We start from the raw sequence: 26,180 nt of genomic DNA on the forward strand, positions 1-26,180 counted from the left end.
ACCACACGGTCCCCGCCGGACTGCGTCATATTGCCTTGACCTCCACCCAGGTGGAGGTTGAACCATTGGCCCGTGACGACGACGACCGACACCCCCGCCAAGAGCAACCTGTGGACACCTGAACGGCGGGGCCCGACGGTCGGGATCATCCTGCTCGTCACGCTGCTCGCGTTCGAGAACATGGGCGTCAGCACGGCGATGCCGCGCATGGTCGCCGACCTCGACGGCAACGACCTGTACGCGTGGCCGTTCCTGGCGTTCCTCGCCGCGAGCGTGGTGGCCACCGTCCTGTCCGGACGGCTCAGCGACCTGCGCGGGCCTCGGCCGTCGCTGCTGGTTGGCCCCGCGCTGTTCCTGGTCGGCCTGGTCGTCGCCGGCCTCGCGCAGGACATGCCGGTGCTGCTGCTGGGGCGCGTGCTGCAGGGCATCGGCGGCGGCGCGCAGGTGGTCGCGGTCTACGTCCTGATCGGCCTGGTCTACCCGGAACGGGACCGGCCGGCGGTGTTCGGCCTGCTCGCGTCGGCGTGGGTGGTGCCGTCGCTCGTGGGACCGGCGCTGTCCGGGTGGCTGACCGAGACGCTGAGCTGGCGGTGGGTGTTCCTTGGGCTGGCGCCCTTCGTGCTGATCGGCGTGCTGCTGCTGGTCCCCGTGCTGCGGAACCTGCCGCCGCACACCCCCGACGAGAACACCCGGCGCGGACTGCCCCTGGCCGCGCTCGGCGCCGGGTTCGGCGTCGCGGCGCTGAGCTGGGCGGCCCAGCACCCCACCGGCGTCAACCTGGTGATCGGCCTGGCCGGGCTGGTCGCGCTGGCGCCCGCGCTGCGCGTGCTGCTGCCCGCGGGCACGCTCACCGCGCGCCGCGGCCTGCCGGTCACGATCCTGGCCCGCGCGCTGCTGGCGGGCTCGTTCTTCGCCGCCGAGGCGTTCATCCCGCTGACGCTGACCGCCGTGCACGGCTACTCGGCCATCGCCGCCGGCATCCCGCTCACGCTCAGCGCGCTGGGCTGGTCCAGCGCCGCCTGGTGGCAGTCGCGCAAGCCGGACATCCCGCGCGAGAAGCTCGTGCGGTGGGGGTTCGTGCTCAACGCGGTGGGTATCACCGGAGTGACGCTCATCGCACCGTCGTGGGGTCCGGCGTGGGCCACCCCGGTGCTGTGGGCGGTCGCCGGAGCGGGGATGGGGCTGGCCATGTCGAGCTTGAGCGTGCTCACGCTGGGCGCGTCGTCCGAGGTCGACCGGGGGTTCAACTCCTCGGCCCTGCAGATCAGCGACATGCTCGGCTCGGCGCTGCTGGTCGGCCTCGGCGGTGTGCTGGTCACCACCTTCGCCTCGGCCGCCGCGCCCACGGCCGCCGTGGTGCCGTTCGACCTGCTGATGGCGGGCGTCGCGGTGCTCGGTGCGGTGCTCGCGGGACGTCTGGGCCGGGCTACCCTGGAAAGCTGATGGCCTACTTCGACCACGCCGCCACGACCCCCATGCTCCCCGAGGCGATCGAGGCGATGACTCGGGCGTTGTCCACCACGGGCAACGCCTCGTCGTTGCACACCTCGGGCCGGCGGGCGCGGCGGCTGGTGGAGGAGGCGCGGGAGGACATCGCGGACGCCCTGGGCGCGCGACCCTCCGAGGTGATCTTCACCAGCGGCGGCACGGAGAGCGACAACCTCGCGGTCAAGGGCGTCTACTGGGCCCGCCGCACGTCCCGGCGCCGCCGGGTGGTGGCGTCGTCGGTCGAGCACCACGCCGTGCTGGACGCCGTGCAGTGGCTGGTCGAGCACGAGGGCGCCGAGGTCACCTGGTTGGAGCCCGACGGGCTCGGCCGGATCCGGCCCGAGGCGCTGCGCGACGCGTTGGACGACGACGTCGCCCTGGTCACCGCGATGTGGGCGAACAACGAGGTCGGCACGATCAACCCGGTGCGCGAGCTGGCCGCGCTGGCCGCCGACCGCGCGGTGCCGTTCCACACCGACGCGGTGCAGGCCGTCGGCGCGGTGCCGGTGGACTTCACCGACTCGGGCGCGTCCGCGTTGACGCTGACCGGCCACAAGCTCGGCGGCCCGTACGGCGTCGGCGTGCTGCTGCTGGGGCGTGACGTGGCGACGACGCCCGTGCTGCACGGCGGCGGGCAGGAGCGGGAGGTGCGGTCCGGCACGCTGGACGTGCCGTCGATCGTGGCCCTCGCCGCGGCGGTGCGGCACGCGGTGTCCCACCAGGTCGAGGCCGCCGCCGAGCTCGCCGCGCTGCGCGACGAGCTGGTGGCGTCGGTGCGGCGCGTGGTGCCGGACGTCGAGGTGAACGGCGACCCGGTGCACCGGCTGCCCGGCAACGCGCACCTGACGTTCCCCGGCTGCGAGGGCGACAGCCTGCTGATGCTGCTGGACGCCAAGGGCGTCGAGTGCTCCACCGGCTCGGCCTGCACGGCGGGTGTGGCGCAGCCCAGCCACGTGCTGCTGGCCATGGGCGTGGACCCGGTCCTGGCCCGCGGCTCGCTGCGGTTCTCGCTGGGCCACACGTCCACGGCGGCGGACGTGCGCGAACTGGCCGAGGTGATCGGCCCGGTGGTCGACCGCGCCCGCACGGCGGGCATCGCGGGGTTGAAGAGGCTTGCGGGCAAGGCGACGGCGGAGGTGTGACGGGCATGCGGGTGCTGGCGGCGATGAGCGGCGGGGTGGACTCCGCCGTGGCTGCGGCGCGGGCGGTGGCGGCGGGGCACGAGGTGACCGGCGTGCACCTGGCGCTGTCGGCGAAGCCCGGCACGCTGCGCACCGGCGCGCGCGGCTGCTGCACCATCGAGGACGCCCGGGACGCGCGGCGCGCGGCGGACGTGCTCGGCATCCCGTTCTACGTCTGGGACTTCGCGGAGCGGTTCACCGAGGAGGTCGTGGACGAGTTCGTGGCCGAGTACGCGGCCGGCCGCACGCCCAACCCGTGCCTGCGGTGCAACGAGAAGATCAAGTTCGAGGCGCTGCTGGACAAGGCGATCGCGCTCGGCTTCGACGCGGTCGCGACCGGGCACTACGCCCGGCTGTCCACTGTGGACGGTGTGCTGGAGCTGCGCCGCTCGGCCGACGACGGCAAGGACCAGTCGTACGTGCTGGCGTCGTTGACGCACGAGCAGCTGGCGCACGCGATGTTCCCGCTGGGCGACTCGACCAAGGCGCAGGTGCGCGTCGAGGCCGCCGAGCGCGGGCTCCAGGTCGCGGAGAAGCCCGACAGCCACGACATCTGCTTCATCCCTGATGGCGACACTCAAGGGTTCCTGACCAGGAAGCTCGGCGAGCAGCCCGGCGTCCTGGTCGACGACGAGACCGGCGCGGTGCTCGGGCGGCACGTCGGCGTGCACGAGTTCACCGTCGGCCAGCGCAAGGGCCTCGGCATCGACGCGCCCGCGCCCGACGGGCGGCCCCGGTACGTGCTGTCGCTGGAGCCGGTGACCGGCACCGTGCGGGTCGGCGCGGCGGAGAAGCTCCAGGTGACGGAGATCGTCGCGCAGCGGCCCGTGACGCGGGTCACGTTCGACGGTCCGGTGGAGTGCGTGGCGCAGGTGCGGGCGCACGGCGGTCTCGCACCTGCGGTGGCCGAAGTTGTCGGTGGAGAGCTGCTGGTCCGCCTCCGCACGCCGTTGAGCGGCGTCGCCCCTGGTCAGGCGGTCGCGGTGTACCGGGAGGACGCGGCGGCGGGCGACTTGGTGCTCGCCAGCGCCACCATCAGTTCGACGCGTTGAGGTCCGGCTTGTTGTTTTGTCGGTGTCGCCTGCGACACTGCGTGCGTGCCGTATGACAACGCACGACGCCGGAGGTCGCTGGTGGACATCGGGATCCGGGTGAGGGTGCTCTCGAGCAAGCTCGACCACCCGTCCGCGCAACGTCTCGACGCGGAGCAGTTCGAACGGCTGCGCGCGGAGGTCCGCACGCTGCGCTGGGTGGTCCGGGAGCGCCTGCACCGGCCCGAGTGGGCCGACCTGATCGCCGAGGTGGAGGCCATGGTGGAACGGGTGGAAGGGCTCGACCCGGCGCTCGCGCTGGAGGTCGAGGTGCCGCCGCAGGCGGGCGGGTCGCTGGGGCGCGTGGCGCCGGACCGCGGTTCGGCCGAGCGGGGATCGGCCCAGCCGGGCGACCGGGTGCCGCTGAGCGGTCGGACGAACGCGTTGTAGGCCGCCGTGGCGCCGCTGGGGGCGCGGTAGGCGATCGGGACGAGGACGACGGGTCCGGGCGCGGTGGCGCTCGGACCACCTCGTGAGCCTCACCGCCCGCGCCGGCAGCCACGCCGCGCGGGCTGGAGTCGCCAGGTCGTGCCCGCGGCAATCGCCGCGCCGTGCGGGCTGGAGTCGCCAGGTCGTGCCGGCGGCAATCGCCGCGCCGTGGGCTGACGCTTCCCGCGAGGCCGCGAACGGTCTGCCGCCCGCGGAGCGGCCGATCCGACCCGAGCCAGGCAATCGAGCCGCCGGCCGTGGAGCAGCGGCGATCCGACACCGCCTATCAGGCCGTCCAGTCGGTGTTCGCGCCGCACAGCACCACGCACGCCAGCTCGCCCGGCACCTGCCCGGCCAGCCACGCGGCGAACGGCACGGCCGCCGCCGGTTCCACGGCCAGCCGGAACTCCTCCCAGAGCCGGTCGCGCGCGGCCAGGATCTCGGCGTCGGGCACGAGCACCGACGTCACGGGGTGCGTGCTCAGAATCTCGAACGGGACGTCGCCGACCCGGGTGGCGCCCAGCGCCGAGGCGGCGACCGAGACCACCTCGGAGTCCACGGGCTCGCCCGCGGCCAGCGCGTGGTGCAGGGCGCAGCACCGCTCCGGCTCCACCGCGACCGTGAGGCGACCCGACGCCAGCGCCGTGCCCGCGGCCAGCCCGCCACCGCCCACGGCGACCGCGATCGCGTCCACGTCCGGCGCGTCCTCGACCACCTCGGCGGCCACCGTGCCCTGGCCCGCCACGACGATCGGGTCGTTGTAGGCCTCGACGTAGAAGCCGGGCGTCTCGCGGGCCGCCAGCACCGCCTCGGCGTACGTGTCGCCGTGCCGGATCAGCTTCGCGCCCGCCGCCTCGATCCGCCGCACCTTGCCCTCCGGCGCGCTCACCGGCACGAACACCGTGGCGTGCAGCCCGAGCAGTTGCGCGGCCTTCGCCACGCCGAGGCCGTGGTTGCCGCCGGACGCCGTGACCACCCGATCCGGTGACCCGCCGGCGAGCAGGGTGTTGAGCGCGCCGCGCAGCTTGAACGAGCCGGTGAGCTGGAGGTGCTCGAGCTTGAGCACGATCGGCCTGCCGTCGACCTCGGTGCGCCACAACGGCGTGCGGCGGGCGTGCGGGCGGATGCGGTCAGCGGCGGCGGCGACGTCGGGGGTCATGCCTCCAGCATGCGCTCATCCGGCTGACCACCTGTAGACCCACATGACCAGCGTCACCGCGCCGACCACGAAGCACAGCAGCACGATCACCAGGCCTACCAGCACCAGCACGTTCGTGCCCCAGGACGAGTCGCGGTCGTCGGCCACCGCCAGCTCGGCCCGCAACTGCTCGTTGGCCGCGGTCCGCAACGCCACCAGCCGTTCCCTGGCGGTCTCGGTCGACGCGCCGGCCTCGCCGCTGGTCCAGTTCATCGCCCGCAGCCGCGCCAACGGCGTGCGGTAGGCGCGTTCGAACGCCGCCACCTCCGCCTCGTCGCGCACCTCGGACAGGTAGCTCCACCGCCCGGCCTGCGCCGCGTCGCCGAGCAGCCGGCACACCTCGGCGAGGCGCTCGCGCAGGTCCAGCCGGTCGGGGTAGCTGGCGACGAGCCCGACCAGCCGCTGTCGCGCCCGCAGGACACTGGCCAGGTCACCGCGTTCGACCTCTGCGGCGGCCTTGCGGAGCGTCGGCTCGAGCGGCATGAGCGACATCGTCCCAGCACGGGCAACCATGCGGTGACCTCCTCCCGGCATCGGGAGCCGAATCCGCACGACCGTGTGCCTCGGGGGAGGGCGCCGGGCGCTCTAGGATTTCCGGGTGATCGCGGTATCGGTGGTGACGTTCGGCCTGGCCTGGTGGCTGGGGCTGTACCTGCTCGTGCGCGATCCCCGCAAGCGGCTGCTCCAGCGTGCCTCGATCGGGTTGCTCGCCTACGCGCTGGTGATCGTCCTCCCGCTGCCGACGATGGCGATGGCGGTGCCGGCGGTGGCGTGGACCGGGGTCGTCGTGTGCTGGCTGCCGGTGCGCTACGACCGCTGGTGGCGGTACAGCGCGCTGCCGTTGCTGGTGGCGGCCTACTTCGCGCCGGTGGTGGTGCTGATCCCGTTGGCCGCGGCCCTGGTGCTGTGCCTGCGGGTGCGGCGGGCGTTGCTGGGGGCGGCGACGATCCTGTTCGGGCTCAGCTGCGCGTTGTTGCTGGTGGACGTGCTGCCTCCGCCGCTGGTGATCGCGTCGGCCGGGTTCGACCTGCTGGTGTTCGGCGTGATCGTGGCGGTGGCGGACGCGTTCGACGAGGGTGAGGCGATCCGCGCGGACATGGTGCGCTCGCTGCTCACGTCGGCGGGGCTGGCGGCGGTGTTCGGCGGGCAGGTGGCGTTGTTCCTGGACGACCGGCTGGTGCCGCTGCTGTTCGGCACGGTCGCCGCCGCGATCGCGGTGCAGGTGCTGGCCAACCCGCTGGCGTTGCTGGTGGACCGGGTCGCGGTGCCCGAGGTGGCCGCCTCGCGCGCGGAGCTGCGCGACGCCGCCGAGTCGCTGCCCCGGCGCGCCCCGCTCGACCCGACCGAATTCGTGAAGCTGACCAGGCGTGCGTTGAGCAATTACGGCGACCTCGGGAAGTTGGTCGCGAGCCCGTTGACGGAATTGCCGGTGATCGACGCCCGGCTCGCCGCGCGGGGTGCGTCGGACCAACCGCTGGAACGCGCGGCCGAGCTGAAGTCGTTGTTGCTGGAGAGCATCTGCCGGCTCAAACCGCGCGACGGCGAGTTCGGCACCAGCGACGAATGGCGGCACTACAACGCGCTGTACTTCTACTACGTGGTCGGCATCCGCCCGTACAGCAGGCGCACCAAGCGCGAGGGCCTCGACCCGGAGGCGCGGCGGGCGCTGGCGTGGTTCGTCAACCAGGTGCCGGAGCGGACGCTGCACAACTGGCAGAACGCGGGGGCGAAGTTGGTGGCCGAGGACTTGTCCGCCCAGGTCGAGGCGTCCTGACTGGCAGGCGTTGGCAGTGTTCGGCGTACCGCCGGCAGTGCCGCCGACCCTAACTTCCGAGCCATGACGACGACTCAGGTTCGCAACGACAACCTCCTCCGCTTCGCCCTCAAGCTCGACGGTGTCGCCTCGGGCGGGCTCGGCTTGATCGCACTGGTGTTCAACGACCTGCACACGGGATTGCCGAACGGGCTCGTGATCGGGCTCAGCGTTTTCCTGCTCGCCTACGGCGTCGGTGTTTTCCTCTTGGGCATGCGCCCCATCCGCCCGCTGGTCGCGGTGGTGATCATCGGCAATTCGGTGTGGGTGCTGGACAGCTTCCTGACCGCTTTCGCGGGCTGGTTCCCCGTGACCGGGCTGGGCGTTTTCCTGATCGTCGCCCAAGCGGTCGCCGTGATGGGCTTCATCACCCTCCAGGTGCTGGGTCTGCGCCGTTCGGCCTGAGCGTCCGGCTCCGGCCGCGGAACTCCGCCACCACCTCGTCGCCCCGGCGCACGGTGATGTCGTAGATCCCGCTCCGCCCGAACCGGACCCGCTCCACGGCCTCGGCCACCAGTTCGTCCCCCTGGTGGACGGGGGCGATGAAGTCGATCTCCGCCTGCGCCGCCACGGTCACCGAGCCGTGGCGGTTGCACGCGCAGGCGAAGGCGGTGTCGGCGAGCAGGAACACGTAGCCGCCGTGGCCGATCCCGTGCCCGTTGACCATCCGGTCGGTGACGGTCATGGCCAGCGTGGCCGTGCCGTCACCGAGTTCGAGCGCCCTGATGCCGAGCGCGGTCGACGCGGCGTCGTTGGCGAGCATCTCCGCTGGTCCGTTCATCCCTGCACTGTAAAGCGGCGGTGTCAGCGGTCGTGTCAGCCCGGTGACCGCCCGGTGTCAGGACGGCGGGCGATCGTGGTTCCCGTCAGCAGGTCAGCCCGAACGAACACCCGGAGAGCACGATGCAGACGTTCGACACCCCCGCCCCGATCGCCACCGTCCTGGACATCCCCGCCGGGCGCGTCCAGCTCATCGCCGCCGACCGGGTCGACACCACCGTCGAGGTGCTGCCGGCGGACGCCGCGAAGCGCCGCGACGTGAAGGCGGCGGAGCAGACGACCGTCACCTACGGCGACGGCGTGCTGCGGATCGAGACGCCGACGGGCAACCAGGTCCTCGGCCCGTCCGGTTCGGTCGCGGTGACGGTCCGGCTGCCCGCCGGCTCGCGGGTCGAGGCGAAGGCCGCCGCCGCGGAGTTCCGGGGCGTGGGACGGCTCGGCGACGTCGCGTTCGACGGCGCGCACGGCGTGATCACGCTCGACGAGGCCGACAGCGTCCACCTCACCGCGCACGCCGGTGACGTCTCGGTCGGCCGCTTGGGCGGCCCGGCCGTGATCAGCACCCAGAAGGGCGACATCCGCATCGCCGAGGCCGTGCGCGGCACCGTGACGCTGTCCACCCAGGCGGGCGGGATCTCGATCGGCGCCGCGCACGGCGTCTCGGCCACCCTGGACGCCGGCACGTCCTACGGCCGGATCCACAACGCGCTCGTGAACACCGGTGGCTCCGCCGACCGGCTCGACATCCGCGCCACCACTTCGTACGGCGACATCACCGCCCACAGCCTGCCTGGCGACCAGCGGCCGGACCGGCCGGACTTGCAGCAGGCCGCGCAGGCGGTCGTCGACGCGGGTTTCGCCGGCGTGGAACTGCGCGTGCACGACGAGCGGGGCGACTGGGTCGGTCGCGCCGGGGTGAGCGAGCTGGGCGGGACCGCCGAGCCGCCCGCCGACGGGCAGGTGTGGGCGGGCAGCGTCAGCAAGCCGTTCACCGCGACCGTGGTGCTGCAACTCGTGGCCGAGGGCAGGATCGGGCTGGACAGCCCGGTCGCCGACCGCTTGCCCGAGCTCGGGCTGGACGAGCGGATCACGGTGCGGATGCTGCTGCGGCACACCAGCGGTCTGTACAACTACACCGGCGACGTCGAGCCGGACGGGACGTTCGCGATGGGGCTGCCCTCGACCGGCAAGGCGTGGGTGGACAACCGGTTCCACTCCTACCGGCCCGAGGAACTGGTGCGGTTCGCGTTGGCCAAGCCGGCGCGCTTCGAGCCGGGGACGGACCAGAGCTACGCCAACACCAACTACACGCTGGCCCTGCTGCTGATCGAGAAGCTCACCGGCCGCTCCTACGCCGAGGAGGTGCGGCAGCGGATCATCGAGCCGCTCGGCCTGACGGGCACCGTGGTGTCGACCGACTCACCGGACCTCCCCGGCCCGCACCCCCGCGGCTACTACCGCTACCAGGACGCCGGCGAGTGGAAGGTCGTCGACGTCAGCCGCCAGAACCCGTCCCTGCTGGCCGGCGCCGGCGACCTGATCTCGACCGCCAAGGACCTGGCCAAGTTCATCTCCGCCCTGCTGCGCGGCGAGCTCCTCCCGGCCCCTCTCCTGGCCGAGATGACCACCCCGCACGGCAAGCTGAACCTCGGCCTGGGCCTCTGGATCCAAGACCTCGGCCCGCACGGCACCATCGTCCACCACAACGGCGGCGCCCCGGGCGGCTACGGCGCCCTGATGATCAGCACCCCCGACGGCCACAAGACCCTGACCGCATCCGTGACCACCGGCGACATCGACCCGGCCGGCGTGTTCCCCACGGCGTTGGACGGCCTCATCAAGGCGGTGTTCTGCACCGAGCAGCCTCAGCCAACCGCCTGACCCCTCAACCCCGACCCGGCCGCGCCGAGCTCCCACCGAGCCCGGCGCGGCCGTTCACGTGCGGGTCAGGCGGTGAAGCCCTTGAAGATGTTCGTGAACTCGTACTGGGTCTGGCTGATGCTGCTGCACGTCGGCGAGATGCCGCCGCCCGGGCAGCCGCCGTTGTCCCGGCCCACCGACCAGAAGCCCAGCAGGCCGATGCGGTTCGTGTTGGCCCACGCCACCAGCTTCCGCGCGTGCGCCTGGGTGAAGACCTTGCCGTTGAAGTTGCGGCCGATCATCGGGGTCACGCCGAGCAGCCGCTTCAGCTCCGCGTCCGACTTGGCGGGCCAGATCTGCTTCAGCTGCCGCAGGCTGCTCTCGGCGGCGGCGATGACGGCGTCGCCCCAGTCCGGGCGGGAGGAGCCGAACTCCATGGTCATGGGGTTGACGAGGACGGTCAGGCCCTTGGCGGCCGCGTTCTGCAGGATCTGCACCGAGTACGGGTCCATGCCGTAGTCGTCGCCCTGCACGCGCATCGTGTAGCTGATCGACGTGCCGCGCTCGGTCTGCAGGCGCTTCAAGGCGGTGTTCACCAGGTCGTGCGGGATGGTGGCCTCGACGTCGACGTCCAGGTGGTTGCTGCCGACCGCGTCGAGCACCTTCTTGTACGCCGCCAACAACGCGTCCGCGGTGGAGCACGAGTACTCCAGGTACGGCCCGGCGGCGCCTCCGGTCGCCACGATCACGTCACCGCCCATGGCCTTCAGCGCACGCACGTCGTTGACGATCCGGCTGTCGTGCAACGGGATCGTGCCGCCCCACGACGGGTTGCAGCCGCTGCTGTCCGCGAGCGCGAAGGCGAGCGTGAACACCTTCTGGCCGGTGGCGCGGGCGACCGACTCCAGCGACGGCGTCGGCATGGTGATGTCCACGTACGGCGCGGACTTCAGGCTGCCGGGGAGAGGTGGTTGGTCCGAAGTAGTGGTCGTCGTCGTAGTTGTGGTGGTAGTCGTGGTGCCGCCGGTGCAGGGTTGGCCGTTGAGCTTGCAGTTGGCGGGCAGGCCCGTGCCGTTCACCAGGAACCCGAACGACGTGGACGCGCCCGCTGCGAGCCCGCCGTTGTACTCGCGGTTGGTGAACGTGTGGTGCGAGCCGCTGCTGGTCAGCGTGGCGTCCCAGTACGAGCCGGGCGAGCTGCCCGCCGGCAGGTCGAACTCGACCTTCCACCCGGACACCGCGCTCGACCCCGCGGTGACGGTGAACTTGCCCTGGTAGCCCGAACTCCACGTGGAGTCCTGGGTGAACACGGCCGTCGGGGTCGGCGCCGCGCCCGCGGGGGCGGCGAGCAGCAGGCCGGCGGTGACGGCGGCGGTGGCGCCTGCCGCGAGTGCGGCCAGGCTCGTGCGCTTGAGGGACATGGGCACCTACTCCCGTGCAGGGGGGACGGGGTGGGAGTGGTGCGGGAGCGCGGGGCGCGGCACGCCCCCACACCACGTCGTGGCGGTGCCCGCGAACACCGTCGGCACCGACAAGGTGACCGTAGGTGGACTGGACCACCTCGTCAATGGGTCTAGACCTTTTCGGTCACGAACGGCCGACCGCCCGTAGTGGGAGACTGTCCGGGTGGATGCCCTCCCTTGGTCCGCCGGCGCCGCGACCGGCGTCGGCTCGCTACCCGGAACCGACCCGCTGGAGGCCGCCAGGATCGTTCTCGGCGAACTCCCCGACCTCCCTCACCTGCCCGAACTCCCCGCCCGGGGCGTCGGCGCGGACATGATCGGCCGCGCCGCCGCGCTCCTGGTCGACCTGCCGGTCGAGGTGGTCCCGTCCGGCTGGCGGACCGCCGCGCACCCCGGCAAGGACCACCGGCGCGCGGTCGACCTGCTGCGCCGCGACCTGGACGCGTTCGAGGAGGCCGCCGAGCCAGCGCCGCCGTCGGTCGTCAAGGTGCAGTCCGCCGGACCGTGGACGCTCGCCGCGAGCGTCGAGCTGCCGCGCGGCCACCGGGTGCTGACCGACCGGGGCGCGCTGCGCGAGCACGCCGAGTCGCTGGTCGAAGGCCTCAACCGGCACGTCGCCGAGGTCGCCAAGCGCACCGGCGCGAAGGTCGTCGTGCAGCTGGACGAACCGGCGCTGCCCGCCGTGCTCAAGGGCCTGCTGCCGACGCCGTCCAAGCTCGGCACGGTCGCCGCCGTCCCCGAGCCGGACGCCCGGGCCCTGCTCCAGACCGTGATCGACGGCCTCGACGCGGACGTGATCGTGCACTGCTGCGCCCCGGCCCCGCCAGTGACGCTGATCCGGCAGGCGGGCGCGCGGGCGGTCTCGTTCGACGTCACGATCCTCGACGACACGATGTGGGACGAGCTCGGCGAGGCGTGGGAGGAGAAGACCCAGCTGTTCCTGGGCCTGGCCCCGAGCACCGACCCGACCACCCCGAGGACGCTGAGGTCGCTGGCCCAGCCCGCGTTGGACCTGGTGGACCGGCTCGGTTTCCCGCGGTCGATCCTGGGCACGCACGCGGTGCCGACGCCGACGTGCGGCATGGCGGGCGCGAGCGCGAAGTGGGTGCGACGGGCGTTGGCGCTGACGCGTGACGTGGGCAAGGCGTTCGTGGAGCCGCCCGAGGACTGGTGACCCCGCCTACAGGTCGCTGAACGGCGCGGCGTAGGTGAAAGGCCCGGTGAGGGCCGGCGTGTAGGCGGACAGGGCCCTGGCCTGGAAGTACGGGGCCCAGTCCGGGTCCGGCGGCGTGATGCCGTAGGTCGACGCCAGCGCGAAGCCGAAGCGGGAGTAGTAGGCCGGGTCTCCGAGGAGGATCACCAAGGGCTCGTCGAGGGCGTCGGCGGCGCCCAGGACGGTGTGCATCAGGGCCTTGCCGACGCCGGAGCGCTGGTGGGCGGGCAGCACGCTCAGCGGGCCGAGCCCCAGCGCGGGAGCTCCGCCCACGGACCCGCGCGTGCACACGACGTGACCGACCACGGCGCCGTCCACCTCGGCGACCAGGGACAGGGCCGGGATCCAGCCGGGGTCCGCCCGCAGCGCCGCGACCAGCCCCACCTCACCGCCCGGTCGCGCCGCGAACGCGGCCTCCGTCACGTCGTGGACGGCCTGGATGTCGGCGGTGGTCTCGCGTCGGATCAGCACGACACAGCACCTTACGACCCCACCAGGTGAACCCCCGAGGGCATTTCCGCACCGCGCAGGAACGCCAGCAGCACGCTCTGGAACGCGCGCCCGGCCGACGTCGGCGCCACGTCGGTCCGATGCGCCAGGGCCACCGTCCGCGTGGTCGCCGGGGTCAGCGGCGTCCCGTGCAACGACCGCGTGGCCAGCACCGTGCTCGGCACGATCGCCACCCCCAACCCCACCTCCACGAACCGCAGCACGGCGTCCATCTCCCCGCCCTCCACCGCGAACCGCGGCTCGAACCCCGCCTGCCGGCACGCCGCCAACGTCGTCTCCCGCAGGTCGTACCCCGGCCGGAACATCACCAGCGGCTGCTCGCGCAGGTCCGTCAACCGCATCCGGGGCACGCCCAGCGGCGCCGCCGACGCCACCACCAGCTCCTCCCGCAGCACCGGCACCACCGTCAACGCCCGGTCCGCGTCCGCCGGCGACACGATCACCAGCGCCAGGTCGAGCTGCCCCGCCTCCAGCGCCGCCACCAGGTCGCGCGACCCGCCCTCCGTCACCGACACCTGGATCCCGGGGTACGCGTCGTGGTAGCGCTTGATCACGTCCGCGAACAGGCTGACGCACAGGCTCGGCGTCGCACCGACCCGCACCCGCCCCCGCCGCAGCCCCACCAGCTCGGCCACCTCGAGCCGCGCCGTGTCCACATCGGACAGGATCCGGGCGGCCACCGGCAGCAGCGCCTCACCCGCCGGCGTCAACGTGACGTTCCCGCGCGCCCGGCTGAACAGCTCCGCGCCCAGCTCCTTCTCCAGCGCGTGGATCTGCTTGGACAGTGAGGGCTGCGCCACACGCGCCTCCGCCGCCGCGCGCGTGAAGTGCCGCGTCCGGGCCACTGCCAGGAAGTACACGAGCTGCTGCAGCGTCATAGCCCCAGGCTATCTTCAGGCAGCTCACGATGTATTGGACGACTCGTCACACCGGTTCCTAGCGTCAGCGACGTGGACACGATCGGGCTCTACCGCACCACCGTCGGCAAGAAAGTCGTCATGGCGGTCACCGGCGCCGGACTGCTGCTGTACGTCGTCGTGCACATGCTCGGCAACCTGACCGTCTTCTCCGGCGCGGACGCGATCGACGGCTACGGCCGGTGGCTGCGCGAGATCGGCGCGGTCTGGCCGACGCGGGTCGCCCTGCTCGCGTGCGTGGGACTGCACTTCGCCGCCGCCTACCAACTGACCGCGAAGGCGCGCAGGGCCAAGGGCCGGTACGAGCACCGCCGACGCGTCCAGGGCAGCTACGCGGCCCGCACCATGCGCTGGGGCGGCGTGATCATCGCCCTGTTCGTGGTCTACCACCTGCTCGACCTCACCGCCGGGTGGCTCAACCCCCACGGCGTGCCCGGCGAGATCCACGCGAACGTCGTCGCCGACTTCCAGCACTGGTACGTGGTGCTGGCGTACGCGGTGGCCGTGCTCGCGCTGGGCTTCCACATCCGCCACGGCGTGTGGAGCGCCACGCAGACCCTCGGCGTCACCACCTCGCGCGTCATCGGCCTCGGCGTCGCCGTGGTCGTCTGCGCCGGTTTCCTCTCCGTTCCCTTCGCCGTCTTCACCGGATTGGTGAGCTGACATGTCCTACACCGAAGGCGCGCCGATCGCCGACCAGCGCGTGCCCGCCGGGCCGATCGAGACCCGCTGGGACCGCCGCCGCTTCTCCGCCCGCCTGGTCAACCCCGCGAACCGGCGCAACCGCAGCGTGATCGTGGTGGGCACCGGCCTCGCGGGCGGCTCGGCCGCGGCGACGTTGGCCGAGCTCGGCTACCAGGTCAAGTCGTTCTGCTACCAGGACAGCCCGCGCCGCGCGCACAGCATCGCCGCGCAGGGCGGCATCAACGCGGCCAAGAACTACCGCAACGACGGCGACAGCGTGCACCGGCTGTTCTACGACACGGTCAAGGGCGGCGACTTCCGCTCCCGCGAGTCGAACGTGCACCGGTTGGCGCAGATCAGCGTCGAGATCATCGACCAGTGCGTGGCGCAGGGCGTGCCGTTCGCCCGCGAGTACGGCGGCCTGCTCGACACCAGGTCGTTCGGCGGCGCGCAGGTCTCCCGCACGTTCTACGCCCGCGGCCAGACCGGCCAGCAACTCCTCCTCGGGGCCTACCAGGCCTTGGAACGGCAGATCGCCGCCGGACGCGTCGAGATGCACCCGCGCACCGAGATGCTCGACCTCATCGTGGTGGACGACCGGGCGCGCGGGATCGTCGTGCGCGACCTCGTCAGCGGCGCGGTGTCCACCCACTTCGCGGACGCCGTCGTGCTCGCCACCGGCGGCTACGGCAACGTGTTCCACCTCTCCACCAACGCCAAGGGCTGCAACACCACCGCGATCTGGCGGGCGCACCGGCGCGGCGCGCTGTTCGCCAACCCGTGCTTCACCCAGATCCACCCGACGTGCATCCCGATCAGCGGCGACCACCAGTCGAAGCTCACACTGATGAGTGAATCCCTGCGCAACGACGGCCGCGTGTGGGTGCCGCGCGACCAGCACGACACGCGTGCGCCGAACGACATCCCCGAGGCCGACCGGGACTACTTCCTGGAACGCATGTACCCGGCGTTCGGCAACCTCGTGCCGCGCGACATCGCGTCCAGGGCCGCCAAGAACATCTCCGACGAGAAGCGCGGCGTCTACCTCGACTTCGCCGACGCCATCCGCCGACTCGGGGCGCTCGCCGTCGAGCAGCGCTACGGGAACCTGTTCGAGATGTACCAGCGGATCACCGGCGACGACCCGTACCGGACGCCGATGCGCATCTACCCGGCCGTGCACTACACGATGGGCGGGCTGTGGGTCGACTACGACCTGCGTGCCACGATCCCCGGCCTGTACGTGATCGGCGAGGCGAACTTCTCCGACCACGGCGCGAACCGGCTGGGCGCGTCGGCGCTGATGCAGGGCCTGGCGGACGGCTACTTCGTGCTGCCCGGCGTGATCGGCGACTACCTGGCCGACGCGCCGTTCGGGCCACTCGACGACAGTCACCCGGTCGTGGCCGACACGGTGTCCGAGGTGCGCGGTCGGGTGAAGACGTTGCTGGCCGTGAACGGTGACCGCACGGTCGAGTCGTTCCACCGCGAGCTCGGCCGGCTGATGTGGGACGAGTGCGGCATGGAGCGCGACGAGGCGGGGCTGCGCAAGGCGTTGGAGCGGATCCCGGAGCTGCGCGAGGAGTTCTGGCAGCGGGTGAAGGTGCCAGGCGACGGCGAGCGGCTCAACCAGGAGCTGGAGAAGGCCGGCCGGGTCGCGGACTTCTTCGAGCTGGCGGAGCTGATGTGCGTGGACGCCCTGCACCGCGCCGAGTCGTGCGGCGGGCACTTCCGCTCGGAGAGCCAGACGCCGGACGGCGAGGCGTTGCGGGACGACGCGAACTACTCCTACGTCGCCGCGTGGGAGTACACGGGCGTGGGCCGACCACCCGTGCTGCACAAGGAAGAGCTGGTCTTCGACCACGTCACGCCGAGCACCCGGAGCTACTCGTGAAGCTGACCCTGCGGATCTGGCGGCAGAGCGGCGCCACCGGGCGCCTGGTGGAGTACGCCATGGACGACCTGTCGCCGGACATGTCGTTCCTCGAAGCGCTGGACGTGCTCAACGAGCGGTTGATCACGTCCGGGCAGGAGCCGGTGGCGTTCGACCACGACTGCCGCGAGGGCATCTGCGGCATGTGCGGGATGATGATCAACGGGATGGCGCACGGGCCGGAGAAGGCCACCACGGCGTGCCAGCTGCACCTGCGGCACTTCCGCGACGGCGACGTGGTGACCGTGGAGCCGTGGCGGGCCGAGCCGTTCCCGGTGGTGCGCGACCTGGTGGTGGACCGGTCGGCGTTCGACCGGATCGTGGCGGCCGGCGGGTACATCAGCGTGCCCGCGGGGTCCGCGCCGGACGCCCACGCGACGCCCGTGCCCAAGCCGGACGCGGACACGGCGTTCGAGGCGGCGGCGTGCATCGGCTGCGGCGCGTGCGTGGCGGCGTGCCCCAACGGGTCCGCGATGCTGTTCACCGCCGCGAAGGCCACCCACCTCGGCGTGCTGCCGCAGGGTCAGCCGGAGCGGTACTCGCGGGCGCGGGACATGGTCGCCGAGCACGACGCGTCGGGCTTCGGCGGCTGCACGAACACCGGCGAGTGCACGTCGGCGTGCCCCAAGGGCATCCCGCTGACCACCATCGCCCGGCTCAACGCCGACCTGCTGCGCGCTCACACCACCCGCAGCGACAGGTAACCCGTCCCGCACACCAGGAGCGTGGAGAGCAGCCCCAGGAGGAGCGCCCTGGGGCTGGTCCGCACGAGGCTCTTGAGCCGCACCGACGTGCCCAGGCCGAACAGCGCGGCGGCCAGCACGACCGTCGTCGCGGTACCGGCCACGTCCACGACAGCAGCCGGCACCAGCGGGCTGACCAGCATCAACGCCAGGAAGCCGAGCAGGAAGCCGGGCACCGGCGGAGCGCCGCGACCGCCGACACCGGCCACGATCGGCGCCAACAACGCCACCCGCCCGAGCTTCACCGCCATCGCCGTCGCCAGACCGCCGGCCGGTGCGGCGGCGGCCACCTGCGCCACCTCGTGCACGCTCAGCCCGATCCACTGCGGTGAGGCGTGCAGCAGCGGCAACGCGACCATCGCCAGCGTGCCGTAGAGCGTGACGAGGGCGACGCTGGTGGCCACGTGCTCGTCCTCGCGGTCGACCCGCCCCTCGACGGCGGCGATGGCCGACGCGCCGCAGATCGAGAAACCGCTGGCCACGAGGATGTACAGGCCGCGTGGCAGGCGCAGCCAGCGGCCGAGCAGCACCGTGCCGAAGAACGTCACCGAGACCGTGGCCAGGATCGCCACCAGAACGCCCGGTCCCAGGTTGAGGAGTTGCACGACGGACAGTTGCAGACCGAGCAGCACCACCCCGGTGCGCAGCAGCTTGCGCGTGACGCCGCTCAGATCCGGCAGGCGTCCACCCACCAGCACACCCAGGACCAACGCGGCGATCAGCACACCGTCCAGCCTCCGTCGGCGCGGGTGCTTCCGGTAGGCGGCAGTCGACCCCGCGGTCATACCCTGGGGCTATGACCCCGGACCTCGAATCGCTGCGCCTGCTGGTGCTCGTCGGGGAGCTGGGCAGCCTCGGCCGTGCCGCCGAGCAGCTCGGCATCGCGCAACCGTCGGCGAGCAAGCGGCTGTCCACCCTGGAACGGCGACTCGGCGTCGTGCTGGTCGACCGGGGCCGGCGCGGCTCCGTGCTCACGCCCGCCGGCGTGGTGGTGACCGAACGGGCGCGGCGGGTGCTGGACGAGGTCGCCGGGCTCGTGGAGGGCGCACGGGCGCTGCGGTCGGCGCAGGAGGCCGAGCTGCGGGTCGCCGCGAGCATGACCGTGGCCGAGCACCTCGCGCCGAGCTGGATCGGCGAACTGCGCCGCGCCCGACCCGACCTGCGCGTGGGACTGCGGGTGACCAACTCGGAGACGGTCGGCGCCCTCGTCCGCGACGGCGCGGTCGACCTCGGGTTCGTCGAAGCGCCAGGCCCCCTACCAGGGCTTTCGTCGCGGGAAGTGGCCGTGGACCGGCTTGCGGTGATCGTCGCGCCCGGCCACCCGTGGGCCCGCCGGCGACGGCCGCTCACCCCGCCGGAACTGGCCGCGACACCGCTCGTGATGCGCGAACGCGGCTCCGGCACCCGCGACACGCTCGACCGGGCGTTGCCCGACGCGTGCCCGCCCGCGCTGGAACTCGGCTCCACCACGGCGGTGCGCGGCGCGGTGGTCGCCGGCGTCGCACCCGCCGTGCTGAGCGTGCTCGCCGTGGACGTCGACCTCGCCGAGGGCCGACTGGTCGAAGTGCCCGCGGAACTCGACCTCCGACGCGTGCTGCGCGCCGTGTGGCCCGGCGGGCGCAAGCTCGTGGGACCCGCCGCGGAACTCCTCGCCGTGGCCGACCGCCGCGGCCGACCGCCGCGGTCCGGCGCCGCCGCGGATCCGGGCACGGCCGCGGTCCGGCCGTAGTTCAATGGAGCCATGAGCTGGTTCCGCCGACGCACCGAACCCGAACCCGCGCCCGTCCACCTGCCCAACCCGGCCGAGGCCGCGGTGGCGTTCTGGCAGGAGTGGTTCGAGCTGCTGCCGACCGTGAGCGCGGCCCTGGGCGACGGCGAACCGTTCCGCGTGGAGGGCGACCTGGGCGCGATGGTCGCCGCCATGCACCCCGACCTGGAGTTCTCCCTCGAACGCGGCCACCGCGCGATCTACGCCCTGGTGATCACCGGCCGTGAAGACCCGAAGCTGCGGCCCTACACCGACGCGTGGATCGCCGCCGCGCCGGCCGAGGACATGATCTGGGAGTACCACGACTCGGTGCCCGCGGTGCCGGACCCGACCCTGGTCACCATCAACCTCGGACCGCGCCGGATGCGCCTGGCCGACGTGCGGGTGGTCGCGCAGGTCTCGGACGGCCTGGTGGACGTCGCCGTCTACCACCCGGAGTTCGCCGGCCTCGACGACAAGGCCAGGCAGACCATGACGTTCCTGCCCTTGGACGTCACGCTCGGTGAGCGACTGGCCGGTGAACGACTCGGCCGGGTGGAAACCGCGTCCGCCGAGCCGGAGGGCACGATCGGCCTGCTGGAACTGCGCGACCTGGTCCGGACGATCGCCGAGGATCCCTCCTGAAATTGTCGGACCCCCTCGATACCCTCATGCCGTGACCAGCAGCGACTCGTTGAACCCGGCCCAGGCTCCCGCCGAGGGCGTCGAGGACGTGCCCGTCGACGCGCGCGTGCGGCACGCCGCGTTGGCCGAGGTGGTGCGCGGGCACCAGTTCCGCTACTACGTCCTCGACTCGCCGACGGTCAGTGACGGCGAGTTCGACGCGCTGCTCCGGGAGTTGGAGGCGCTGGAGCAGGCGCACCCCGGGCTCGCCACGCCCGATTCGCCCACGCAGCTCGTCGGCGGCACGTTCTCGACCGAGTTCAAGGCGGTCGACCACCTGGAGCGGATGCTCAGCCTCGACAACGTGTTCTCGGCCGAGGAGCTGCAGGGCTGGTTCGAGCGGGTGCGCAAGGAGGTCGGGGCGGACGCGCACTTCCTGTGCGAGCTGAAGGTCGACGGCCTGGCGATCAACCTGCTCTACGAGCACGGGGTGCTGGTGCGCGCGTTGACCCGGGGTGACGGGCGGACCGGCGAGGACGTGACGCTCAACGTCCGCACCCTGGAAGACGTCCCGGATGTGCTGAGGGGCACCGACGAGTACCCCGTGCCCGAGCTGGTCGAGGTGCGCGGCGAGGTGTTCTTCGCCGTGGAGGACTTCCTGGAGCTGAACGCACGGCTGGTGGAGGCGGGCAGACCACCGTTCGCGAACCCGCGCAACACCGCCGCCGGGTCGTTGCGGCAGAAGGACCCGAAGGTGACGGCGTCGCGCCGGCTGCGGATGATCTGCCACGGGCTCGGCAAGCGCGAGGGGTTCGAGCTCACCCGGCAGTCCGAGGCGTACGAGGCGCTGAAGGCGTGGGGGCTGCCGGTGTCGCCGCACACCGCGGTGCTGAGCACGTTCGAGGAGATCAGCGCGCACGTCGCGCACTGGGGCGAGCACCGGCACGACGCCGTGCACGAGATCGACGGCGTGGTCGTCAAGGTGGACGAGGTGTCGTTGCAGCGGCGGCTCGGCAGCACGTCGCGCGCGCCGCGGTGGGCGATCGCGTTCAAGTACCCGCCGGAGGAGGCCACGACCACCCTGCTGGACATCAAGGTGCAGGTCGGCCGCACGGGCCGCGTGACGCCGTTCGCGGTGATGGAGCCGGTGAAGGTGGCGGGTTCGACGGTCGCCCGCGCCACCTTGCACAACGCCAGCGAGGTCAAGCGCAAGGGTGTGCTGATCGGCGACCGCATCGTGATCCGCAAGGCCGGCGACGTGATCCCCGAGGTGCTGGGGCCGGTGATCGACGCCCGGCCCGATGACGCCTACGCGTTCGAGATGCCCCTGACGTGCCCCGAGTGCGGGCACGAGTTGCGCCCGATGAAGGAAGCGGACGTCGACATCCGGTGCCCCAACGCGGCCGGGTGCCCGGGTCAGCTGCGCGAGCGGTTGGCGTACCTGGCGTCGCGGTCGGCGTTGGACATCGAGGTGCTGGGCTTCGAGGCGGCGGCGGCGCTGGTCGACTCCCCGGTGTACGGCGACGAGGGCGACCTGTTCGACCTCGACGCGGACAAGCTGGCGCGGGTCGCCCTGTTCCGCACCAAGGACGGCGAGCTGACCGCGAACGCCGTGAAGCTGCTGGACAACCTGGAGACGGTCAAGCAGCGTCCACTGTGGAGAGTCCTGGTCGCCCTGTCCATCCGCCACGTGGGCCCCACCGCGGCCCGTGCGCTGGCGCGGGAGTTCGGTTCCCTGGACCGCATCGTCGCCGCGACGGAGGAGGAACTGGCCGCCGCCGAGGGGGTGGGCCCGACCATCGCCACGGCCGTGCGCGAGTGGGTCGAGACACCGTGGCGTCAAGCCGTCGTGGCGAAGTGGCAGGCCGCGGGGGTGCGGATGGCCGAGGAACGGGACACTTCGGTCCCGCGCAACCTGGAGGGGTTGTCGATCGTGGTGACGGGTTCGCTGGAGACGTTCTCGAGGGACGAGGCCAAGGAGGCGATCCTGTCGCGCGGCGGCAAGGCGGCGGGTTCGGTGTCGAAGAAGACGGCGTTCGTCGTCGTGGGCGGGTCGCCGGGTTCCAAGGCGGAGAAGGCGGAACAGCTGAAGGTCCCGATCCTGGACGAAGCAGGCTTCCGCATCCTGCTGACGAGCGGACCGGAAGCCGCCACCAAGGTCGCCACCATCACCGAAGACCCCACCGAAGACCCCACCGAAGACCCCACCGAAGACCTCGCCGACCCCCCACCTCTCACCGACCACTCCACCACCCCCACCACCTAACCTCAACCCCCAAGCCGCCCTGACCAGCAACTTCCCCAACTACACCAACCACGACCGAGTGATCACGATAGGAGGACCAAATCAAAACACCGTTATCCGCCACCTGAAACGTCGGTTGAAACAACGAGGCCGGCAACCAACCCCCGCCCCAACCCAACCCGGCCGGCCACTCCAAGCAGCCAGCCACTCCAGGCAGCCAGCCACTCCAAGCAGCCGACCGCTCCAGACAGACGGTGGTCGTCTCCCGGAACTCCCTCCAGCCCGTGCCTCCAGCCAACGTCGCCCGCAGCACCCCACTTCTGCGCCTCGCCGTCCAGCGAAACCCGCCCGCCGCGCCGCAGCCCGCCCGCCACGCCGCAGCCCGCCCACCGTGCCGCAGCCCGATCAACGGGTCCTGCTCGGCCAACGGGTCCTGCTCGGATCCTGCTCGGCCAACCCTCCACCCCCCGCAAGGGCATGACAGCTCGCGCGAGCCTCCTCCTCGGCGAGGTGTCAGGGATGTCGCCCACTAACACAGCCCGGCGAGAACGGCCGCCAAGCGGTTAACCCGCCGACGTCACATTCGGGAAGCGTGCGACCCACCGCTTCTGCCACGGCGTCTCCACCGCACGCCGGTTGTAGTGGGTCCGCGCCCACGCCACCGCGTCACCCGACGGGACGCCCGCCAGCACGGCCAGGCACGCGATCACGGTGCCCGTCCGCCCGACCCCGCCGCCGCACGCCACCTCGACCCGCGCACCGGCGACGGCCCGTGCGTGCAGGTCCCTGATCAGCACGACGGCGTCCGCCGGTGCCTTCGGCAGCCGGAAGTCCGGCCACTCGACCCACTCGTGCTCCCACGAAGGAGCGTCCACGCGGGCCATCACCGCGCGTCGCATCCGAGGCGATCCCAAGTACAGGCCGTAGTCGGGCGTGCCCTCAGGTGTGGGGTTCCGCAAGCCCCGACCGCGCACGAGAGCGCCGTCGGGCAGTTCGATCGCACCGGGAAGGCTCATCGCCCCATCATCGCGACCCGCAGTCTTGCGGCCAAAGGCAGGTGCCGCGGACGACATCGGGCCGGAATCTTGATCGCACCGTGTCGGGGCAGTTGTCTGGACGACAATCGGGGACTGTCCGATGACGTGGAAGGGAACCAGATGGCCGACATCGTGGTGAGGCCCGCCAGGGAAGACGAGTGGGCGGCGGCGGGTGCGATCACCGTGGCCGCCTACCAGGCCGACCGCCACATCGACAGCCACACCGGCGGGTACGCCGACACGCTGGTCGATACGCGCACCCGTGCCCGCGAGGCGGAACTGCTGGTGGCGGTGGACGTCGAGAACACCGTGCTCGGCACCGTCACGGTGGTCCGGCCCGGCACCCCCTACGCCGAGGTCAGCAAGGACGGCGAAGTGGAGTTCCGGATGCTCGCGGTCAGCCCGTCGGCACGGGGCCGAGGCGTCGGCGAAGCGTTGGTGCGCGCGGTGATCGTGCGGGCGCGCGAGCTCGGCGCACACCGGCTGGTGATGAGCAGCTCCGAGCACATGACCACGGCGCACCGCCTCTACCAGCGGCTCGGTTTCCAACGACGTCCCGATCGCGACTGGCGGCCGGTGCCCGGCGTGGACGTGACCGCGCTCGGGTTCAGCCTCGAACTCGCATGATCTCGTCGCGCAGCGAGCGGTCCCGCGCGGCCCGGTCGTAGAGCAGTTCCACCAGCGTCGCGTGGTCGAGCTCGGCGAGGCGGACGCGCAGCTCCTCGTCCTCCGCGTCCGGCGGCGGCACGGTCAGGCCCCGCTCCAGCAGCACCAGGCCGACCGCGACGCAGTGCTTGCAGAAGAAGCCCTGCGACCCGTACGGGCAAGTGCACGCGCCGGCCAGGCGGGTGTCGTCCCACTGGAGCGTCACCCGGTACTCGGCCGCGCCGACCACGACGCCTTCCACGTGCCGCGAGCGCACGGCCAGCTCGACCACGGCGTCCCGGTAGGTCAGCCCGCGCCAGTACGACTTGGCGCCCGCGTGGTGGCGCAGCAGGGCTGAGGTCAGCGTCGGCATGGCGGTATCCAACACCTTGTGGTTCGGTGGGTTTCGTGCTCCAGGCCTGTCTGAACGGCGCCCGGGAGCCGGGCAGCCACCCTAGTGTGCCGATCACGCCGCAGCAGCTGGCGGCCGACGCCGCGGCGTGCGGTGAGCTGGGCGTGACGTCGTTCCACGTGCACCCGCGCGACGTGGTGGGCTTGGAGGTGCTGGCCGGCCCGGAGGTCGCCACTTCGGTGTCCGTGGTGCGGTCCCTGGTGCCGCACGCGGAGATCGGCGTGACGACCGGCGCGTGGATCGTGCCGGACCCCGTGCGGCGGGCGGAGCTGGTGCGCGGGTGGGCGGGGCTGGCGGCGGGACGTCCGGACTTCGCGTCGGTCAACGTCCACGAGGACGGGTGGCTCGCCGTCGCGGACGCGTTGCGCGCCGCGGGCATCGGCATCGAGCTGGGCGTGTTCCACGTGGAGGCGGCGCGGACGTTGCTGGAGGTCGGCGTGCCGCCGGGGACGGTGCGGGTGCTGGCGGAGGTGCAGCCGGGGGAGACCCCGGAGGACGCGGCACGGCTGCTCGACCTGCTGGGGCCGCTCGGGGCGCCGATCCTGCTGCACGGCGAGGACGACAGCGCGTGGCCGGTGCTGGACTACGCGGTGACGCGCGGGCTGGACACCCGGATCGGCCTCGAGGACACGCTCACCTCGCGTGACGGCACGCCGGCCGCGGACAACGCGCAGCTGGTGGAGCTGGCTCTCTGAGGCGGGAAAACCACTGGTAGCGCGGTCGCGTGCCGTGGTTTCGTTGCGCCATGGTGTCCACCGACCGGCTTCTCGCCTTCGCGGCCATGTCGTTCCTGCTGATCGTGATACCGGGGCCCAGCGTCCTGTTCGTGGTCGGGCGGGCGTTGGCGCAGGGTCGCCGGGCCGCGTTGATCACGGTCCTGGGGAACACGCTCGGCGCCTACGCCCTGGTCGTGGCCGTCGCGTTCGGCGTCGGGGCGATCGTCGAGCGGTCGGCGGTCGTGTTCATGACGTTGAAGCTGGCCGGCGCCGCGTACCTGGTCTACCTGGGGGTGAAGGCGGTGCGGCAGCGCGCGTCGCTGCACGCGACGTTCACCGCCGGCGGTCCGGCGCGGGGCGGGCTGCGCACGTTGTGGGAGGGCTTCGCGGTCGGCGTGGCGAATCCCAAGACGATCGTGTTCTTCGCCGCCGTGCTGCCGCAGTTCGTCGACCGCGCGCAAGGCCACGTCGTCGCCCAGATGCTGCTGCTCGGGCTGGTGTTCAACCTCATCGCGGTGGCGTCCGACAGCGTCTGGGGCCTCGCCGCCGCCACCGCCCGGACGTGGTTCGCCCGCTCACCCCGCCGGCTGGCCCTGGTGGGCGGCGCCGGGGGCCTGGCCATGATCGGCCTGGGCGTCACCATCGCCACCACGGGCCGCCAGGACTGACCGCCCGCGTGGCGAACCTCCAGGACCGCCGAATTCACCGGACGTGGAACTCGGGGGTCCTGAGCGTTCGACCGGCGCGGGTCAGTCGGGGAGGACGACGGAGACGATGCCGGCCAGGTGCGCCAGGCGGGCGACTTCGGCGGCGCGGAACATCGGGCCGCCCGGGCGGCCCACCAGCAGGACGCGGTCCGGCTTGCCCAGCGGGGTGGCGGCCAGCTCGGTGCCCAGTTCCTGCCACGTCTCCGGCACCCACGAGTCCTCGCCGTCCAGGACGGTGGCACGGGCCAGGGGCAGCCACGGCGGGGTCTGCAGCTTGGTCTCCGGAGCGGCCGAGGAGGAGGTCAGGCGGTGCACGGTGCCGCCGTCCCACGACACGACCACCGCCCACCCCGCGCGGATGATCTTCGGCACGCCCTCGGTGAACACCGCGAGCCCGTTGCGGGGGTCCTCGGCGACCTCCTCCACCAGCTCCAGCTCGCGGTGGGTGTCCAGCACGCCGGCGTACGGCCGGACCGCGTCCACCTCGACGCCTTCGATGGACTCCGCGGCCGTGATCAGCACGTCGGGCAGCCGCCCGGACGGCAGCTCGACCACCAGGTCGTCGATGGCCAGGCCCGCCCCGCGCTCCACCACGTCCACGCTGAGGATGTCGGCCCCGATCTCGCCGAGCGCGGAGGCGACCGCGCCCAGGGTGCCGGGACGGTCCGGGAGCTGGACCCGGATCAGGAAGGACACGGTGCACGCCTCCAAAGGCTGTGGTGGAGCATCGAGGTGGAAACTCGC

The 26,180-nt window shown here is 72.4% G+C and carries 27 protein-coding genes; 17 read left to right on the forward strand and 10 right to left on the reverse strand.

Annotated features, from left to right (window positions below; translation table 11 throughout):
- Positions 1-72: 72 nt before the first annotated feature.
- From AB0I91_RS15735 to AB0I91_RS15750, 4 genes are read left to right on the forward strand one after another with little or no spacing between them, the layout of a single operon-like run.
- Positions 73-1,443, forward strand: coding sequence for an MFS transporter (locus AB0I91_RS15735; RefSeq protein ID WP_498774897.1), 1,371 nt, complete (start codon positions 73-75; stop codon positions 1,441-1,443).
- Complete coding sequence (locus AB0I91_RS15740; RefSeq protein ID WP_499607058.1) at positions 1,443-2,630, forward strand: cysteine desulfurase family protein; 1,188 nt, start codon at positions 1,443-1,445, stop codon at positions 2,628-2,630. The genes AB0I91_RS15735 and AB0I91_RS15740 overlap by 1 nt, the downstream gene beginning before the upstream one ends.
- A 5-nt stretch (positions 2,631-2,635) precedes the next feature.
- Positions 2,636-3,721, forward strand: a complete 1,086-nt coding sequence (gene mnmA / locus AB0I91_RS15745) for a tRNA 2-thiouridine(34) synthase MnmA (protein ID WP_498774893.1) — start codon at positions 2,636-2,638, stop codon at positions 3,719-3,721.
- A 45-nt stretch (positions 3,722-3,766) separates the two neighbouring features.
- Positions 3,767-4,150 (forward strand): hypothetical protein, encoded by a 384-nt coding sequence (locus AB0I91_RS15750; protein WP_498774891.1) that lies wholly within the window; start codon positions 3,767-3,769, stop codon positions 4,148-4,150.
- Positions 4,151-4,475: 325 nt separating this feature from the next.
- Here the strand turns inward: AB0I91_RS15750 and AB0I91_RS15755 are convergent, their stop codons facing one another.
- Positions 4,476-5,348 carry a serine/threonine dehydratase gene (locus AB0I91_RS15755; protein ID WP_498774889.1) on the reverse strand — a complete coding sequence of 291 codons (873 nt, stop codon included), beginning with the start codon at positions 5,346-5,348 and terminating at the stop codon, positions 4,476-4,478.
- A gap of 15 nt (positions 5,349-5,363) precedes the next feature.
- Positions 5,364-5,870 carry a DUF6584 family protein gene (locus tag AB0I91_RS15760; RefSeq protein ID WP_499607053.1) on the reverse strand — a complete coding sequence of 169 codons (507 nt, stop codon included), beginning with the start codon at positions 5,868-5,870 and terminating at the stop codon, positions 5,364-5,366.
- Positions 5,871-5,985: 115 nt separating this feature from the next.
- Here AB0I91_RS15760 and AB0I91_RS15765 point away from each other — a divergent pair, with 115 nt between their 5' ends.
- Positions 5,986-7,161, forward strand: a complete 1,176-nt coding sequence (locus AB0I91_RS15765; protein ID WP_498774885.1) for a hypothetical protein — start codon at positions 5,986-5,988, stop codon at positions 7,159-7,161.
- 63 nt (positions 7,162-7,224) lie between these two features.
- Positions 7,225-7,605, forward strand: a complete 381-nt coding sequence (locus tag AB0I91_RS15770; protein ID WP_498774883.1) for a hypothetical protein — start codon at positions 7,225-7,227, stop codon at positions 7,603-7,605.
- Here AB0I91_RS15770 and paaI read toward each other — a convergent pair.
- Positions 7,568-7,981, reverse strand: a complete 414-nt coding sequence (gene paaI / locus AB0I91_RS15775) for a hydroxyphenylacetyl-CoA thioesterase PaaI (RefSeq protein WP_498774881.1) — start codon at positions 7,979-7,981, stop codon at positions 7,568-7,570. The two genes, AB0I91_RS15770 and paaI, sit on opposite strands and share 38 nt — an antisense overlap.
- A gap of 122 nt (positions 7,982-8,103) precedes the next feature.
- On the opposite strand from paaI, the gene AB0I91_RS15780 reads away from it, so the two are divergent.
- Complete coding sequence (locus AB0I91_RS15780) at positions 8,104-9,861, forward strand: serine hydrolase (protein WP_499637290.1); 1,758 nt, start codon at positions 8,104-8,106, stop codon at positions 9,859-9,861.
- 65 nt (positions 9,862-9,926) lie between these two features.
- Here the strand turns inward: AB0I91_RS15780 and AB0I91_RS15785 are convergent, their stop codons facing one another.
- Positions 9,927-11,261 (reverse strand): glycoside hydrolase family 18 protein, encoded by a 1,335-nt coding sequence (locus AB0I91_RS15785; protein WP_499637291.1) that lies wholly within the window; start codon positions 11,259-11,261, stop codon positions 9,927-9,929.
- 205 nt (positions 11,262-11,466) lie between these two features.
- Here AB0I91_RS15785 and AB0I91_RS15790 point away from each other — a divergent pair, with 205 nt between their 5' ends.
- Positions 11,467-12,477, forward strand: coding sequence for a methionine synthase (locus AB0I91_RS15790; protein ID WP_499637292.1), 1,011 nt, complete (start codon positions 11,467-11,469; stop codon positions 12,475-12,477).
- 6 nt (positions 12,478-12,483) lie between these two features.
- On the opposite strand, the gene AB0I91_RS15795 is transcribed toward AB0I91_RS15790, so the two are convergent.
- Positions 12,484-12,987, reverse strand: a complete 504-nt coding sequence (locus AB0I91_RS15795; RefSeq protein WP_498774873.1) for a GNAT family N-acetyltransferase — start codon at positions 12,985-12,987, stop codon at positions 12,484-12,486.
- A gap of 11 nt (positions 12,988-12,998) precedes the next feature.
- Entirely contained in the window at positions 12,999-13,904 is a 906-nt protein-coding gene (locus AB0I91_RS15800) for a LysR family transcriptional regulator (RefSeq protein WP_498774871.1), read from the reverse strand.
- 72 nt (positions 13,905-13,976) lie between these two features.
- On the opposite strand from AB0I91_RS15800, the gene AB0I91_RS15805 reads away from it, so the two are divergent.
- The 3 genes from AB0I91_RS15805 to AB0I91_RS15815 are packed head-to-tail and all read left to right on the forward strand — an operon-like array spanning position 13,977 to position 17,264.
- Positions 13,977-14,606, forward strand: coding sequence for a succinate dehydrogenase cytochrome b subunit (locus tag AB0I91_RS15805; protein WP_498774869.1), 630 nt, complete (start codon positions 13,977-13,979; stop codon positions 14,604-14,606).
- A 1-nt stretch (position 14,607) separates the two neighbouring features.
- Positions 14,608-16,521: a fumarate reductase/succinate dehydrogenase flavoprotein subunit gene (locus tag AB0I91_RS15810; RefSeq protein WP_498774867.1), complete on the forward strand. Its 1,914-nt coding sequence runs from the start codon at positions 14,608-14,610 to the stop codon at positions 16,519-16,521.
- A complete protein-coding gene (locus AB0I91_RS15815) occupies positions 16,518-17,264 on the forward strand; it encodes a succinate dehydrogenase/fumarate reductase iron-sulfur subunit (protein WP_498774865.1) in 747 nt (248 codons plus the stop codon). The genes AB0I91_RS15810 and AB0I91_RS15815 overlap by 4 nt, the downstream gene beginning before the upstream one ends.
- On the opposite strand, the gene AB0I91_RS15820 is transcribed toward AB0I91_RS15815, so the two are convergent.
- A complete protein-coding gene (locus AB0I91_RS15820) occupies positions 17,240-18,088 on the reverse strand; it encodes a YeiH family protein (protein ID WP_499607035.1) in 849 nt (282 codons plus the stop codon). The two genes, AB0I91_RS15815 and AB0I91_RS15820, sit on opposite strands and share 25 nt — an antisense overlap.
- A gap of 11 nt (positions 18,089-18,099) precedes the next feature.
- Here AB0I91_RS15820 and AB0I91_RS15825 point away from each other — a divergent pair, with 11 nt between their 5' ends.
- From AB0I91_RS15825 to ligA, 3 genes are read left to right on the forward strand one after another with little or no spacing between them, the layout of a single operon-like run.
- Positions 18,100-19,032, forward strand: coding sequence for a LysR substrate-binding domain-containing protein (locus AB0I91_RS15825; protein ID WP_499637294.1), 933 nt, complete (start codon positions 18,100-18,102; stop codon positions 19,030-19,032).
- 12 nt (positions 19,033-19,044) lie between these two features.
- The gene (locus AB0I91_RS15830) at positions 19,045-19,695 is read left to right on the forward strand and encodes a hypothetical protein (protein WP_499637296.1); all 651 of its coding nucleotides are present in this window, start codon (positions 19,045-19,047) and stop codon (positions 19,693-19,695) included.
- A 31-nt stretch (positions 19,696-19,726) separates the two neighbouring features.
- Positions 19,727-21,940, forward strand: a complete 2,214-nt coding sequence (gene ligA / locus AB0I91_RS15835) for an NAD-dependent DNA ligase LigA (protein ID WP_499637298.1) — start codon at positions 19,727-19,729, stop codon at positions 21,938-21,940.
- A gap of 542 nt (positions 21,941-22,482) precedes the next feature.
- Here ligA and AB0I91_RS15840 read toward each other — a convergent pair.
- The gene (locus AB0I91_RS15840) at positions 22,483-22,935 is read right to left on the reverse strand and encodes a phosphatase domain-containing protein (protein ID WP_499637300.1); all 453 of its coding nucleotides are present in this window, start codon (positions 22,933-22,935) and stop codon (positions 22,483-22,485) included.
- Between the two features lie 141 nt (positions 22,936-23,076).
- Here AB0I91_RS15840 and AB0I91_RS15845 point away from each other — a divergent pair, with 141 nt between their 5' ends.
- On the forward strand, positions 23,077-23,583 hold the full coding sequence (locus tag AB0I91_RS15845; protein ID WP_498775214.1) for a GNAT family N-acetyltransferase: 507 nt from the start codon (positions 23,077-23,079) through the stop codon (positions 23,581-23,583).
- On the opposite strand, the gene AB0I91_RS15850 is transcribed toward AB0I91_RS15845, so the two are convergent.
- Positions 23,564-23,974, reverse strand: a complete 411-nt coding sequence (locus AB0I91_RS15850) for an SWIM zinc finger family protein (protein WP_498774853.1) — start codon at positions 23,972-23,974, stop codon at positions 23,564-23,566. The two genes, AB0I91_RS15845 and AB0I91_RS15850, sit on opposite strands and share 20 nt — an antisense overlap.
- Before the next feature lie 35 nt (positions 23,975-24,009).
- Here AB0I91_RS15850 and AB0I91_RS15855 point away from each other — a divergent pair, with 35 nt between their 5' ends.
- Together AB0I91_RS15855 and AB0I91_RS15860 are read left to right on the forward strand one after the other, a co-directional pair.
- A complete protein-coding gene (locus tag AB0I91_RS15855) occupies positions 24,010-24,708 on the forward strand; it encodes a 3-keto-5-aminohexanoate cleavage protein (RefSeq protein WP_499637368.1) in 699 nt (232 codons plus the stop codon).
- A 50-nt stretch (positions 24,709-24,758) separates the two neighbouring features.
- Entirely contained in the window at positions 24,759-25,397 is a 639-nt protein-coding gene (locus AB0I91_RS15860; protein ID WP_499607024.1) for a LysE family translocator, read from the forward strand.
- An 81-nt stretch (positions 25,398-25,478) separates the two neighbouring features.
- Here the strand turns inward: AB0I91_RS15860 and AB0I91_RS15865 are convergent, their stop codons facing one another.
- The gene (locus AB0I91_RS15865; protein WP_033437940.1) at positions 25,479-26,132 is read right to left on the reverse strand and encodes an ACT domain-containing protein; all 654 of its coding nucleotides are present in this window, start codon (positions 26,130-26,132) and stop codon (positions 25,479-25,481) included.
- Positions 26,133-26,180: the final 48 nt, after the last annotated feature.

This window comes from Actinosynnema sp. NPDC049800 (genome assembly GCF_040656635.1).
GTDB lineage: Bacteria > Actinomycetota > Actinomycetes > Mycobacteriales > Pseudonocardiaceae > Actinosynnema.